This is a genomic window from Sagittula stellata E-37 (assembly GCF_039724765.1).
Taxonomy (GTDB): Bacteria; Pseudomonadota; Alphaproteobacteria; order Rhodobacterales; family Rhodobacteraceae; genus Sagittula; species Sagittula stellata.
The window spans coordinates 2,460,324-2,474,211 of the sequence record NZ_CP155729.1; the positions used below are offsets into that span (position 1 = coordinate 2,460,324).

A 13,888-nucleotide genomic window follows, 5' to 3' on the forward strand; every position below is an offset into this window, starting at 1 on the left:
TCCTGAAGGTAGGAAGACCGCCTCGTCAGGCGGGTATCAATTTGCCCTCGCTCAACTCCACGGAATCGGGGGCCAGCCTGTCGCGGAAGCGGGGATCGTGGCTGACCAGAAGGATGGCCTGGGGCAGGGCGTCGAGGATTTCCAGCAGACGTGCCTCGTTGCGTGGGTCGAGCGCGTTCGTAGGCTCGTCCAGAAGCAGCGCCTCGGGCTCCATCACCAGCACTGTCGCCAGCGTGACCAGCCGCTTTTCGCCCCCGGACAGCTTGTGGGTGATCCGGTCGCGAAGGTGGGTCAGGCCGAGGTCGCGCAAGACGCGGTCGACCATCTCCAGCGCCTCTTCACGGCTGCGGCCGAGGTTCAGGGGGCCGAAAGCGACGTCCTCCGTCACGGTTGGGCAGAAAAGCTGATCGTCGGGGTCCTGGAACACCAGACCGACCCGGCGACGCACCTCGTGGAAATCCGCCTCGCTCACGCGCGGGATGCCGAAGATGCGGATGGTGCCGCTGTCGGGGCGTTGCAGCCCGAGGATCAGCCGCAGCAGCGTCGACTTGCCCGCGCCATTCGCTCCGGTCAGCGACAGGCGCTGGCCCGGCTCCAGTCGCAGGTTCGCGCCTTTCAGAACCGGGTCCTGGCCAGGATAGCCGAAGTGGACGTCTTCAATGTCGATCAGGGCCATGTGGCATCCAGCCGGAAGAGCGCGGCGCACACGATGATCAGGACCACGCCGAATACCGCGTCGCGACGGGTGTAGGCGAAGTCCTGCAAGAGCATGATACGTCCCGAGAAACCCCGGCATTTCATCGCGGCGAGGATACGCTCGGACCGTTCAATCGCCCGCACCAGAATCATGCCCACGAGGTAGCCGAAGGTGCGGTAGGTGTGCCACGAGGTGGAGGGACGGAAGGCTCTGACCTTCATCGCGGCGCGCAGGCGAAGGTATTCCTCGCGCAGCACCTCGATGTAGCGGATGGTGAACATCATCAGGTGCACGAGTTTTTCCGGGCACCGCAGCCGGTAAAGCGCATGCCCCATGGTGACCGGCTCCATCGACCCGACCAGCGTCATGAGCGCGAGGATCACCGCGTTGGCGGTCAGCGCGATTTCGACGGCCTGCCCGAGGCCCTGCCAGGTCGCATCGAAGCCCCAGATGGTGAACATAGTGTCGCCGGGCACCGTGAAGGGAAAGAGAACCAGCATGAAGATGATGAAACCGTCCATCGCCGCCATGCGCTTCACCGTGGGCAGGATCGGCAGGCGCGAGACCAGCAGGAACGCGACGGACACCGCAAGGGCCGCCGTCAGAGCACCCAGCGAGGACAGCGCCACAACCACCACGCCAAAGACACAGACGCCGAGTATGCGGGTGCGTGGGTCCAGACGGTTCACTGCGGTCAGGGCCGGTGTCCCGGTCCCAGCCAGCGTCTTTTGTGCCTGTGTCAGAACGTGGCCCATGGCTCAGGCCGCCATCTTGCGGCGGGCCGCGATGTAGAACGCCAGCCCGAACAGCCCGAGGATGTAGCCCAGTCCGCCGAGGATCGTCTGGAAGTCGTTCTTCTCCTTGTAGGCAGCAATCTCGCGGCGCAGGGGGCGGATCTCGTCCCGAACCGTTTCGGCGATAAAGTCACGCTCTTCTGCCGTCAGTCCGGCGACGGCGACCGGCTCGGAGGCGTCGGTGGCCACGGCGGGCGGCGCGGCTTCGATGACCGGTTTGCCGAGGATGGCAGCCACCTCTTCGGCGGGCAGCGTGGCCTCCGCCACGTGTCCGGCGCCCAGATCGGCGCGGAAACGATGTTCGACCGGCTTTTCCGGCGTGAAGACAAAGAAGCCGTCCGCATCGGTGACCGTGCGCCCCAGTTCGGTGCCGTCGGGGGCGGTGACGATCACTTCTTCCCCGACAGCCATGTCGCCGTTGGAGAAGCCGATCTCGCCCTCGATGGAGGACCCGGACGGAAAGACGGCGGCGATGACCTTGTGGGCCTGAGCGGGCAGGGGCAACGCCAGAAGCGCCGCAATCAGGGCAAGGCGTTTCATGCGGCACTCCGTTGCAGGGCGTGGAAGAGGTCCGGCTTGACCTTGCGAGCCAGGAGGACGGCGAACCCGGTCAGCAGCCCTTCGATGATCATCACCGGGATATGGGCGATGAACACCAGTTTGGCCGCCGGGATGAAGGCATCGCCCGACAAGGCCAGCGACAAGGCCACCAAGCCGGTTGTCGCGGCGATGCTGAAGGTGCCGCCGACCGCGCCCCAGACGGCTCCGGTCAGCGGCGTCCCGCGCGAGATGAGACGCCCGAACAGCAGTCCCGCCAGCACCGCTGGCAAAGCGATATTGAGTGTGTTCACCCCGAGCACGGTCAGTCCGCCGAAGCCGAAGAACACGGCCTGAAGCAGCAGGCCCACGAAGAGGGCCGGAAAGGCGGCCCAGCCGAGCACGAGCCCGGCAAGACCGTTCATGATGAGATGCACCGAGGACGGGCCGATCGGCACATGCACCAGCGAGGCCACGAAGAAGCTGGCCGACAGGACACCGGCTGCGGGGATGCGTTCCATCGTCAGCGACCGCAGGCCATAGGCGATGCCGCCGGCCGCCAGCACCGCCCCGCCGATCACGACCGGGTTGGAAAGGGCTCCGTCCACGATGTGCATGGCGTTACTCCAGCTCCCAGGCGCGGATCCAGATCACGGCATCCTGGCTGAGTTCCTTGCCTTTGTGTTCGGTTGCGGGACCGACACCGAGCGCGGCAAAGCCCCAGTGTCCGGCCCTGGGAATGCCGAAGGTGAAGTACCCGTTGTCGTCGGACATGACGACGACCGCGCCACCGGGCGGGGGGCTGACCACCGGGTCGGTGGCGCGCGCACGTTCCATGTCCGGCTCTGCCGCCATGAACTCGACCTCGATCTCGGCACCGGCGACGGGTTGGCCGTCGGACAGGACGCGTCCGGTGAACGTGGAGCCCGCCAACACGTTGTAGGGCTTGTTCAGCGGCAGGATCTCTGCGGGCAGGCCAACAGGGTTCATCCAGTCGGTGGGCAATTCGCTGCGGTTCAGAAAGGCCTTGGTGTACTGCTGGATGTACGTGTCCTCGGATTCCTCGAAGTAGGGCTGCGGGACCGTCACGAGGACATAATCGCCCGACCGCTTGACCGGGACGTTGCCCAGAAAGGCCGCCGCCTCGTTCGCGGACCCCGTGAAGGCCGTCGGTTCGAGGGTGTCCAGAAGATCGGTGCGCTTGCCGTGATGCACCATGAAGAATTCCTCGGGTGTTTCCATCTCCATCACGTGGCCGTTTGAGAAGGGGTGCCAGAAGATCAGCTTGACCGGCACGTCGCCCGGTCGGTCGATGATCGTGTCCGTCGTATATTCGAGAAGGAAATGCGCCTGTGTCATCGCCGGAAACGCGATGCACGCCGCAAGTGCACCAAAAGTGAGTTTCATGAAGCCGTCCTTGTCCACTGCGCCACACCCGGCGCGCGTCGTTTCTGGACGCGGGGAACACTCGACCCCATCCGCGCGGCGGAATGACCCGCCTGCGCACGAGGCCAGACGCGCACCCCGGCGTCCGGTTGAAAGCGCCTCTTCCTGAGGCGCCAGTCCGGCAGGTCTCCTGGCTCGCGGGTCATCGCATCTGGACTGGCCTTCCCGGATTTCTCCAGTGGCATATCAGCCCTGCTTGCCGCTTACAGTTGCGGGGGCAGCTGCAGGGTAGGCACTCGCGTGCCGCACTGCATTCCCTCTTTCCTCCGAAGCGTGAAAACTCCGGAACCGGACATGCGATTTCCTTGCCAGAAAAGCGCGCGCCCGGTCAATTGCTAATTTGTGAAGCGCGGAGCAGGGACCGGACAGATGTGTGGTCCACTGTTGGGCCCTCCGAGCGAGGGCTCGTCAGGCGTCTTCCGGAGCCACTGTCGCGATGCTCAGCGCATGGCCGCCCAGGTCGCGGAAGGCGCGCTGGCGGCAGGTCAGCACGATGATCTGAAGGTCGCCCGCCTGGCGGTGCAACGCGTCGAACATCCGCTCGATCCGATCGTCGTCGGTGAAGACCAGCGCGTCGTCGAGGATCACCGGCGCAGTGCGCCCCGCGTGGGACAACATGCGCGCAAAGGCCAGCCGGACCAGCAATGCCACCTGTTCCTGCGTGCCGCCGGAGAGGATGTCGACCGGCTCGCTCTGGCCGTCGCGCAAAAGCGCATCGGGCAGCAGGGATTCTTCTCCCCATGTCAGCTCGGCGTCCGGCCAGAGCAGGTGCAGGAGCGGTTTCAGTTCCCGGGCGATCGGCGCGAAATAGCGTTCGCGGGCTTCGTTGCGGGCTTTTTCAAGCGCCTGTTCGAGCTTGCGAAGCACAGCCACCTCGTGCTCGATCCGCGTCAGGGTCTCGCGGGCCGATGTCAGCTTTTCCACCGTCTCGGCCAGCCTTTCCTCGACCGCGTCACCGGCAGAGCGGCTGATGCGTTCTTCGAGCCGGGCGAGCAGAAGCTTCAGACGGGCGCTTTCGTCGCGTGCGCGGGTTTCCACGGATTCCGCCCGAGTCAGCGTTGCGCGCGTATTGGCGGTGTCGGGGGCGTCCTTGGCCTTGGCCGCATGTTTGGCCTGCTCCTCGGCAAGAGCAGCCTCCATCCTTGACAGGGTCGCGGCCAGATCGTCCTCTGTCGCGCCGCCAGCCCGCGCCACCGCGTCTTCGGCGCGCTTCAGACGGTCCTTGAGCGAAGTCAGGGCGGTTTCGGCGCGCAGCACCTCAGCCCGGGTATCGGCCAGCCGTTCGTTGGCGGCGTCGAGCGCGCCGCGGGCAAGGTCCCGTTCTTCGCGCGCGCTGACCAGTTCCGCCTCTGCCTGCGCAAGGTCGGGCATGTCCGCATCCTCAACCGGGACAGGGATGCGGGCGTGCGTCGCGCGAAGCTGTTCAATGCCATCCGGGGCGAGGCTTTGCAGCACGGCCTTCGCTTCGGCATGCTGCCGCTCCGCCTCGGTCCGGGCGGCGGCGGCGTCACGGGCCTCTTCCAGGGTCGCGGCTCCGATGGCCTCAAGCGCCGAACGCAAGGCGCGGGCCGCAGCGTCCACAGTGTCGGCGTCGCGCCCGGTGTCGCCGGGGCGGATCTCCAACTGCCCGACACCGGCTATGTCGAAGCGGGTGGTCCGGGCGACGGGGACCGCCTGACCGTCCGGCAGCGGGGCGTCACCGAAACGGATCGCACCTTGGGATCCTGCCGCGTAGTGGGCCACAACCTGCGTGGCCGTGGCGTCGTGCGCGGCAACGGCGGCGGCATGGGTATTGGACAGTGTCTCGATCCGGCGAAGGGCCGTGGCGTCGGGACCGGAGCGGGCGGCTGCGGCGGTCTCCATCCTGCGGCGCATCTCTTCGGCCTGCGCGATGCGGGTCTCAAGCTCCTTGCGACGTTCGGAACCTTCGCGCGCGGCCTCCGCCCGTTGCGCGGCAGTTCGGGTGCCTTCGGCCTTCGATAGCGCGACCTCTGCCGCGTCGAATGTCTTCTGTGCCGCATCGCGGGCGGCCTGCGCCTTGTCCCGCGCCGCGCCCGCCGCCTCCTTCTCCGCGCCGGTTGCATCGACGAGGCGCGCGGCCTCTGTCCGTTCAGCGGTTGCCTCGCGCAGGGACGCAAGCTTCCCGCGTGCCGCCTCTGCCGTCAGGCGGGCCATTTCGACCTTGCGGGCCGCCGCGTCGAGTTCCTCTGCATGGCGCACGGCGGCGGTGTGGGCCGCGCGGGCGGCGTCCAGCTTTGCGCTGCGCTCGGCCACCGCGTCCGGGGCTTCCCACTCGGCAAGGTCGCGCCGTGCACGTTTGCGTTCCGCCAGCGCGTCATGAAGGTCGCGCGCCGTTGCCGCAAGGTCCTGCTCCTGCGCAGTCAGCGCCTCCACCGTGTCGATGGCCGCCTTCCATGCGCCGCCGGTCTTCGGCTTGCCGGTGCCGGTGGCGAGTGCCGCCAACTCGTCGCGGCATCGCGCCAGCGCCCTGTCCATGCGCCGTCCGCCGGTCATTGCCTCCACTTCGTCCCCGACGGAAGTCATCAGATCGCGGCGGGCCTCGAGCGCGGCCTGCCGTTCCTTCGTGGTGCCGGCCGTCAGGTCGGTGACCCCTTGACGCACCCAAATCAGCCCGGACGGACCGCCGGCGTCACCGCCCAGCAGGTCCGCGATCCAGGCCTCGGCGGCATCTGCCTGCGCGATCAGCCGGTCGCCCTGATGCACCGTCGCCGTCGCCTTCTGGAACCAGCGTTTTGTCAGGGTGAAACGGCCATCGGCGGTCTCCAGCTCGACCGTGACTTCGGGCGCGCCGCCCGCGTGGGGGCGGAGCGATGACACCTCTTTGTCGCGGGAGCCGTGTGGCTTGAAGAACAGGGCCTGAATGGCATCGAAGAGGGTCGACTTACCGTGCTCGTTTGGTTCGCAGAGCACGTTCAGCCCGTCGCCAAGCCCGTCGACCCGCGCCGGTTCGGTAAACCGGCGGACATTGTTCAGGGTGATGCTGCGCAGTTTCATTCCATATCCTCGCGCACATAGGCGTACAGCCGGGCCAGAGCATCGGCCGCCACGTCCCGTTCCGATTGCGACAGGTCGTCCGCGTTGGCCTCCGCCATCAGCCCGTCCGCCGCCAGCCGCAGCGCGCCCGCCCGGTCGATGGCATCGAGGTCGGTGGCCTCGAACAGCGCGCCGAGCGCGTCGGTCCGCAACTCGAAATGGGCGAAGTCGGGGGCGGCGTCGCTTGCGGCATTGCGGAGAGCGACCTGCTGCGGCAGATTCGCCCAGCCGGAGACGGCGACCCGCAGGAGGATGTCTCGACGTCCCGTCGCAGGCAGAACCTCGGTCAATGCCGCGGCGGCGTCCTGCCGAGCGGTGAGGGGCAAGGGTGTCTCCTGCCAGAGGAACGATCCCGTCGCGACCTCTTCGATGTCCGGAACTGCGCCCGGTCTGTCAAGAGTGACAGAGAGGCAGACCCCGCGCTGACCGTGCTTGAACCGGTCCTGTTCCGGCGTGCCGCTGTAGTGCACCCGGTCCGACACTCTGAGCCTGCCATGCCAGTCGCCGAGCGCAAGATAGTCCAGACGGGCACTGCGGTCCCGGTCGGGCGCGATGGTGTCCCCGGAGTTGGTGAAATCCGTGACGCCGCCATGCGCCAGACCGATGCGCAACAGTCCTTCTTCGCTGGCCATGGAAGGCAGCGCCGCCGTCGGGTCGCTGCCCGGGGCGCGGTAGGCGACGGGGCAGGGCAGAAGGACCGCCTCATCGCTCATGTGTCGTGGCGCGGTTTCGGTGACGGGGATGACGTTCGCGGGGCCGTCCTTGCGGATCGTGTCCCACAGCGGTTCGGCGTCGCGCATGTTGTCGTGGTTGCCGGGCAGGAGCCACCAGATCACGCCCTCCGCCTCGGCCATGGCGGCCAGCGCCTGACGGATCACCGGGGCCGAGGGCGTGGCCGTGTCGAACGTGTCGCCGGCCAGAAGGACATGGCCGGCGCCGCGTGCGCGCGCGGCCTCAGCCAGCCTGGCAATCGCCGCGTGGCGGGCTTCCATCAGGCGGCCCCGTATGTTGCCGTCGCCGGGCTGCGGGATGTTGGCGAACTTCCGTCCGATGTGCAGGTCGGATGTGTGGATGAAACGGAATGCCATCGCCTGCTCCTGTTAGGTGCCCCTTGCCGTTGCGGGAACGGATCCCAGCTTTGGGCAGGGGGCAGAACCTGTTGCGGCCCATGCGACACTGCCCGCCCTCCCGGTACGGCACGGAGGGTGCAGAGAACCATATTCGTGGCGGCGTTCCAAGTGGGTGAAGCCTTGTTCGGTCTCCGTATGAACAGGGCCGGCCGCCGGAGACACAAGTGCATCGCCGGCTTTTCGGTCGCCAAGAACCGGCATCGGTTTCATGAGCGCGCCATCTGCCGGAGTGCCGCAGGCCCCGCCGCGGTCTATGGCGGCTGTCAGAGCTTCATCGGCGTTCAGGTGATGTCGATGAAAACGCATGAAAAACCGGCAGGCCGGTTTCTTACCGCCGCAAATGCGTTTGGAACCCTGTCTTCTGGCCCGTCGGAAGACGGCAGATGCCACGTCCCGGCAATGTCGCCTCGCATGAGCCCGCTTCAGCGTGTGCCGCGCAGCCGGGCCAACTCGGTCTTCATCCGGGCCACCCTGTCGTGATGGGCCTCGCCACGGCGCAGGCTGACGGCGGTTGACAGGATGTCGATGACGACGAGGTGCGACAGCCGCGAGACGGTGGGCGTGTAAATATCCGTGTTCTCCAGCGTCTCGACCATCAGCGTGACGTCGCAATGACGGCAAAGCGGGCTGTCCGCCTGTCCGGTGATGCCCACTGTCGCCGCGCCGCGCTCCTGTGCGGTGGCCATCGCCGCCACGACTTCGCGTGTCTGGCCGGTATTGGAAATCGCCACTGCCGCGTCGCCCGGCCGGAGCATCCCGGCGGTCATGAACATCTGGTGGGCGTCGGATGGCGCGCCGCAGGGGACCCCGAACAGCGGAAACTTCTGCTGGGCGTCACGGGCCACGATACCGGAAGCGCCGAAGCCGAAGAACTCGATGCGCGTTGCCGTGGCCAGCAGATCCACCGCGTCCCCGATCCGTGCGGTGTCCAGCCGGGACTGCGCCCAGTTGAGGTTCGAGAGGTTGAAATCGAAGATCTTGGTCACGATGCCGGCAAGGTCGTCGGCGTCGCTGATCGCGGTGTGAGAAGTCGTGCGCGCAAAGGCCAGGCTGCGTGCCAGTCGGACCCTCAGATCGCGGAAACCCTCGCAGCCGATCGCGTTGCAAAAGCGGATGACCGTGGGTTCGGAGACGTCTGACGCCCGGGCCAGCCGGGCGAGCGTCATGGCGACCGCCTCTTCGGGGCGGTCGAGGATGACGTCGGCCACCCGTCGGTCGGACTTGCGCAGCTCGTCGCGATGCCGGACGATCTCTTCCAGCAGATTGTCGTTCGGCGTCTGCGCGTTGTGCATCGTGGCCTTCCTTCCCCGGTCGCTGTGGTCAAACGTGCTGGCGGCTGTCAGGATTTCGCCTGCACGCGCCCCGTCGCCTCTGCCGCGATGTCCGAGATGGCATCGAAATCCGGGCCGGAGGTCGGGATGGCGACGTCGAAGACCTCGGCTATGACCTGCGTCCAGCCGTGGATGAAGTAGGTCCAGCCGTCTTCGATCTGCAAGTCGCGGGCGTCCTGCTGCGCCCGCGCCTGATCGAGGAAGACGAGGTCGCCGCGATAGTTCAGCTCCCACACGATGCCGTCTTGGGGAAAGGCGCCGTCGAAGGTCAACGGAGAGCCGGGGGCATCCTTGCCCAGCCCGGTGGCGTTGACGACGAGCGAGCCGGGTTTCAGCGACGCCATCTGTGCGTCGTTGACCTCGGGCCGGTCTGCCAGAACGTAGTCGCAGGGAATGTCGCAGCCGAAAGACTCGTGGATCGCGCGGATGTGGTCGAGCCGGGATCGAGTCCGGTCGGTGACGACGATCCGCGCGGGCCGGTTTGCGCCCCGCGACGGCTGGGCAAGATGCCATGTGAGCGCGATGGTCGAGCCGCCGGCCCCCATCGACAACAGCTCCGCGCCGGTTTCAGCGAAATGGTGGGCGGGCAGGAACCCGTCAAGCGCCAGGCCCGAGGAAATCGGGTCCTTGGCATGACAGATCAACCGCCCGTCACGCTTCGACAGGCAGGAGGTTTCCGCCATCAGCCGTGCGTGCGGGTCGATTTCGTCGAAGAGGTCGGCGCAGGCGGCGTAGAGGTCCAGCTTGTGCGTGGTCACCAGCGCGCCGAGGCTGAGTGGGTCCTCCTTGATGAAACGTGTCACGGCCCGGTAGTTGTCCACCGTGTCGTGCGGCTTCAGGTCGATGCCCTTGATCGCGACATCCCCCAGACGCAGGTGGGCGGCCCATTTCGGGAAAACCCGCATGATGGACGATGCGCCGGTGGTGACGCCGATGAAGTAAAAGGTCGGTTTATCGGCCGGGGTCATGGTGTCTCGCTCTTGGGGAGTTGTGCAGTGTCAGGCCGCTGTTGCCAGCACGGCGTCGATTTCGGCGCGGGTGCGCGGGCGGTAGGCCGCGTTCCCGATCGCTTCCCATCCCTCGGGACCGGCGACGATACGCTTTGCCATGCCGCCCGAGCGTTCGATGATGCCGTAGTCCTGGCCGCTGTCGCTGGGATAGCAGAAGCTCATCACCAGCGGCTCAGGGCCGGTGTTGACCGACCGGTGAATCCACATCGGCGGCACGTAGACCATGACGCGCGGACGGATTTCGAGGGCCCGTGTCTCGCCCTCGGGGCTTTCCAGCAGCATGACGCCTTCACCGCTTTCGCCGTAGTAGGTCTCGGGGCGGTTGCCGGTGGCGTGGATATGGCCGCGGGTCATGAAGAACTCCTGTCCGACGCGCCCCGGTTCCATCCAGGTCGTGCCAAAGATCAAGTCACCGGTTTCCTGCTGCGGGCGGACCTCGTGGACGACGTAGACGATGCGGTCAGGGTTCTCTGCTGTCAGAGTTTCGAAAGCGCCGGTGTCTGCATACAGGCCCGCGAGATCGGACAAGCGTTTTTCATACCGCCCGGTCGCGGCGCTCAGGTGACCGGTCGACGGGTCGATGACATGGGCGGTGGGGGGCTGGTACATCGTCGGGCCTTCGCGTTTTTGGTAGTTTAACTACATTGTGTTAAGGGCCTGAGGTGCTTTTGGCAAGGTGGCTTGTCGGCACGGCTCGATTGGGCGGCGCCCTTTGGTCACTTTTTCGAGCTTTGTAGGGGGGGTATCCAAAAAAATATTCCCTGCAGCAACGGAGGCAAGTGTGGCGGTGTAGTTTTATTACGTAGGGCTTGTGCGTTGGACGTCCTGTCGGCACTCTGCCCGGCAAGCGAACCATTCGGAGGAGAGACCATGCGCGACCTGTATCTGGCCATCGATGTCGGCACCGGCGGGTTGCGCTCGGCCCTCGTGGGGCGGGATGGCCGCATCCTTGCCTTCGCGCACCGCGAGCACGAACAGATCGTCCCGCAGTTCGGCTGGTCGGAACAGCGTCCCGCCGACTGGTGGCGGGGCACGCAGGAGACCATCCGCGCGGTGCTGGCCGATGTGAAGGGATCTGCCGAGCGGGTTGCGGCGATCTGCACCTGTGGCCAGATGCACGGTACGGTTCTGGTGGACGGGGACGGTCGCCTGACCCGACAGACCACGCCGCTTTGGAACGACAAGCGCACCGCACCGCAGGTGACAGCGTTCGCTGACCGCAACGGGCAGGGCGCATACCTCGACATTGCCGCCAACATGCCGGCGACGGCCTGGCCCGCGTTCAAGCTTGCCTGGATCGCCGAAAACGACCCGCAGGCCATGGCCCGCACGGCGGCGGTTCTGATGCCGAAGGACTGGATCAACCTGTGCCTCACGGGCATACTTGCGCAGGACAGGACGGAGGCCTCGCTTTCTTTCCTGATGGACTGGCGCAGCCGCGACTGGTCGGACGACTTGTGCCGGCTGACCGGGATCGATCCCGCGCTCCTGCCGCCGCTGCACGACGCCGGAGACATCCTCGGCCCGCTCTTGCCGAAAGTTGGTCAGTCGCTTGGGCTCGACGCAGGCATTCCGGTGCTGGTGGGCGCGGGCGATTATCCGATGGCGTTGCTCGGGTCCGGCGTGATCGGGCCCGGCATGGGTTCGGACGTGACGGGCACCTCGACGATCATCACCCTGACGCACGACGCGCCGGTCATCGATCCGGAAATCTCGAACGTTCTGTCCGCGGGCGGCGACTGGGGGGCCATGACGCTGCTGGATGCCGGGGGCGATGCGGTTCGGTGGGCGCGGCGCGCGTTTCACGACAACGACCGCAGCTATGCCCGGATCGCTGAAGACGCGGCGCAGGCGGCGGTCGGATCGGATGCGCTGTTCTTCCTGCCATATCTGTCAGGCGAACGTTTCAACCCGCGCAGCCGCGCGCAGTTCTTCGGTCTCACGGCCAGCCACGGTCTGCCGGAACTGCACCGCGCCGTGCTGGAAGGCGTGGCGTTTTCCGTGCGACAACGGCTCGACGGACTGCAAGGCGGGCAGGGGCGGCCAGAGCGGATCGTGGCAGCGAGCGGAGGCGCGAAGAACGCGCTCTGGCTAAAGATCAAGGCAAGCATGTACGGCGTGCCCTATCTTGTCCCCGAAGAGCTGGAATGCGGCGTCGTGGGAGCGGCGACGCTAATGGCAGTCGCGACGGGGGATTCCCCGGACCTGAACGCGGCGGCGGCGCAGATGGTGCGCTTTGCCGACGAGGTGCAGCCCGATCCCGCCTGGGCCGAAGTCTACGACCGCATGATGCCGGTCTACGCGCGGCTCTACGACAGCGCGCAGGAGATCCTGGCGGACATGGATGGGTTGGTCTGAGGCGTGACCCTCAGTCGGGGCGGTAGAAGCCCGACCGTACCTCGGCGAAGGTGAGCGCGCCGCCAAGCCGCTGGTTGATCTCGGCCTTCTCGTCCTCCGACCAGTCGACATAGAGGACGATCTCGACCGGCGAAAGCAGGATACCGTCGCCGGTCAGATGCGCGCCGTGGGCCTTGACGTGGGGGCTGGCGAAATGCGCCTCAAGCGCAGCCAAATCGGTGAAGACCTCCAGCCAGCGATAGGTCACGCGGTCGTCGGCGCGGGCGGCGACAGTCAGGGCGTGGACCAGCATCCCCGGCTCGGTCTCCTTTACCTTGTCGTCGATGGCCTGGCTTGCGGTCTCGTAGTCGGCGACGCGGTCGGGGTGCACGTGCTCGAAAGCCTCAAGCGCGATGAACCTGTCGATGGAAGCGGTCATGCTGTGTCCTCGCGGATGGCTGCGCCGTCGCTGGCGCGGAAGAAGTGGAGTTTGGCGGGATCGAACCGGATCGGTACACGGTCGCCGGGACGGGTGGGCGTATCAGCGCGGGCCTGCCCGGTGAACTTGCGCGCGCCAACCTGTCCGATCACCAGCGTATGCGGCCCGAGCGGTTCGATGTCCACGACCTCGACCGTCACGCCGATACCGCCTTCGCCCTCGGCGGTGTGTTCTGGCCGGATGCCCAGCAGACAGTCCTCTCCGGCAAGCGGGGCAAGCGTGGCGGTGCGGTCGGCGGGAATGTCGAAGGAAAGCCCCTCCGTCCCGACGAAGCGCAGAGTGTCGCCCGTGCCCTCGATCCGTCCTTCGAGCATGTTCATGCTGGGCGCGCCGATGAACTCGGCGACGAAGGCATTGGCGGGCCGTTCGTACAGCGTAATCGGGTCGGCGGCCTGTTCGATGATGCCGTCCTTCAGCACCACCACGCGGTCGGCCATGGTCATGGCTTCGACCTGATCGTGGGTGACGTAGACCATGGTTGTCTTCAGCCGTCGGTGAAGCTGCTTGATTTCCACCCGCATCTCGACACGCAGCTTGGCGTCGAGGTTGGATAGCGGTTCGTCGAAGAGAAAGACGTCGGGATCGCGCACGATGGCCCGCCCGATGGCGACGCGCTGGCGCTGCCCCCCGGACAGGGCTGCGGGCTTGCGGTCGAGGTAGTCGGTCAGGTTCAGGATGCGTGCGGCGTTGTCGATGGCCTCGGCGGCCTCGGCCTTCGGCGTACCACGGACCTTCATGCCGTAACCGATGTTCTCGCGCACCGACATGTGAGGATAAAGGGCGTAACTCTGGAACACCATGGCACAGTTGCGCAGGCCGGGACGCAGGTGCGTGACCTCGCGGTCGCCGATGTGCATGGCGCCGCCGGTCACCGTTTCGAGGCCCGCGATCATCCGCAGCGTGGTGGACTTGCCGCAGCCCGAAGGCCCGACGAGCACGACGAACTCTCCGTCGCGGATCTCCAGGTCCATCGGCGGGATGACCTGAAGGTCGCCGTAGGATTTCGTCACGCCGTTCAGCGAAATGGTTGCCATGTGGGGGTCTTTCCGAATG

At 66.6% G+C, this 13,888-nt stretch carries 13 protein-coding genes and 1 riboswitch; of the genes, 1 reads left to right on the top strand and 12 read right to left on the bottom strand.

The window, feature by feature from the left end:
- Positions 1-25: 25 nt before the first annotated feature.
- From ABFK29_RS11690 to ABFK29_RS11735, 10 genes are all read right to left on the bottom strand, one after another.
- Positions 26-676, bottom strand: coding sequence for an energy-coupling factor ABC transporter ATP-binding protein (locus ABFK29_RS11690; RefSeq protein WP_005862986.1), 651 nt, complete (start codon positions 674-676; stop codon positions 26-28).
- Positions 667-1,452 (bottom strand): cobalt ECF transporter T component CbiQ, encoded by a 786-nt coding sequence (gene cbiQ, locus ABFK29_RS11695; RefSeq protein ID WP_005862988.1) that lies wholly within the window; start codon positions 1,450-1,452, stop codon positions 667-669. Before cbiQ ends, ABFK29_RS11690 begins: the two co-directional genes overlap by 10 nt.
- 3 nt (positions 1,453-1,455) lie before the next feature.
- On the bottom strand, positions 1,456-2,031 hold the full coding sequence (locus ABFK29_RS11700; RefSeq protein ID WP_005862990.1) for a hypothetical protein: 576 nt from the start codon (positions 2,029-2,031) through the stop codon (positions 1,456-1,458).
- On the bottom strand, positions 2,028-2,645 hold the full coding sequence (gene cbiM, locus ABFK29_RS11705) for a cobalt transporter CbiM (RefSeq protein ID WP_005862992.1): 618 nt from the start codon (positions 2,643-2,645) through the stop codon (positions 2,028-2,030). Before cbiM ends, ABFK29_RS11700 begins: the two co-directional genes overlap by 4 nt.
- Positions 2,646-2,649: 4 nt before the next feature.
- Positions 2,650-3,435 carry a DUF4198 domain-containing protein gene (locus tag ABFK29_RS11710; protein WP_040605089.1) on the bottom strand — a complete coding sequence of 262 codons (786 nt, stop codon included), beginning with the start codon at positions 3,433-3,435 and terminating at the stop codon, positions 2,650-2,652.
- Positions 3,436-3,577: 142 nt separating this feature from the next.
- A riboswitch (cobalamin riboswitch) is annotated at positions 3,578-3,782 on the bottom strand.
- 100 nt (positions 3,783-3,882) lie between these two features.
- Positions 3,883-6,489 (bottom strand): AAA family ATPase, encoded by a 2,607-nt coding sequence (locus ABFK29_RS11715; protein ID WP_005862996.1) that lies wholly within the window; start codon positions 6,487-6,489, stop codon positions 3,883-3,885.
- Positions 6,486-7,616 (bottom strand): metallophosphoesterase family protein, encoded by a 1,131-nt coding sequence (locus ABFK29_RS11720; protein ID WP_005862997.1) that lies wholly within the window; start codon positions 7,614-7,616, stop codon positions 6,486-6,488. Before ABFK29_RS11720 ends, ABFK29_RS11715 begins: the two co-directional genes overlap by 4 nt.
- A 464-nt stretch (positions 7,617-8,080) precedes the next feature.
- Positions 8,081-8,950 (bottom strand): MurR/RpiR family transcriptional regulator, encoded by an 870-nt coding sequence (locus ABFK29_RS11725; protein ID WP_005862999.1) that lies wholly within the window; start codon positions 8,948-8,950, stop codon positions 8,081-8,083.
- Positions 8,951-8,997: 47 nt separating this feature from the next.
- Entirely contained in the window at positions 8,998-9,957 is a 960-nt protein-coding gene (locus ABFK29_RS11730; RefSeq protein ID WP_005863001.1) for a shikimate dehydrogenase family protein, read from the bottom strand.
- A gap of 30 nt (positions 9,958-9,987) precedes the next feature.
- Positions 9,988-10,608: a glucose-6-phosphate isomerase family protein gene (locus tag ABFK29_RS11735; protein ID WP_005863004.1), complete on the bottom strand. Its 621-nt coding sequence runs from the start codon at positions 10,606-10,608 to the stop codon at positions 9,988-9,990.
- 261 nt (positions 10,609-10,869) lie between these two features.
- Here ABFK29_RS11735 and ABFK29_RS11740 point away from each other — a divergent pair, with 261 nt between their 5' ends.
- A complete protein-coding gene (locus tag ABFK29_RS11740) occupies positions 10,870-12,357 on the top strand; it encodes a xylulokinase (protein WP_005863006.1) in 1,488 nt (495 codons plus the stop codon).
- Positions 12,358-12,367: 10 nt separating this feature from the next.
- Here ABFK29_RS11740 and ABFK29_RS11745 read toward each other — a convergent pair whose 3' ends face one another.
- Together ABFK29_RS11745 and ABFK29_RS11750 are read right to left on the bottom strand one after the other, a co-directional pair.
- Entirely contained in the window at positions 12,368-12,775 is a 408-nt protein-coding gene (locus ABFK29_RS11745; protein ID WP_005863008.1) for a putative quinol monooxygenase, read from the bottom strand.
- Complete coding sequence (locus ABFK29_RS11750) at positions 12,772-13,869, bottom strand: ABC transporter ATP-binding protein (RefSeq protein WP_005863010.1); 1,098 nt, start codon at positions 13,867-13,869, stop codon at positions 12,772-12,774. Before ABFK29_RS11750 ends, ABFK29_RS11745 begins: the two co-directional genes overlap by 4 nt.
- Between the last annotated feature and the right edge of the window lie 19 nt (positions 13,870-13,888).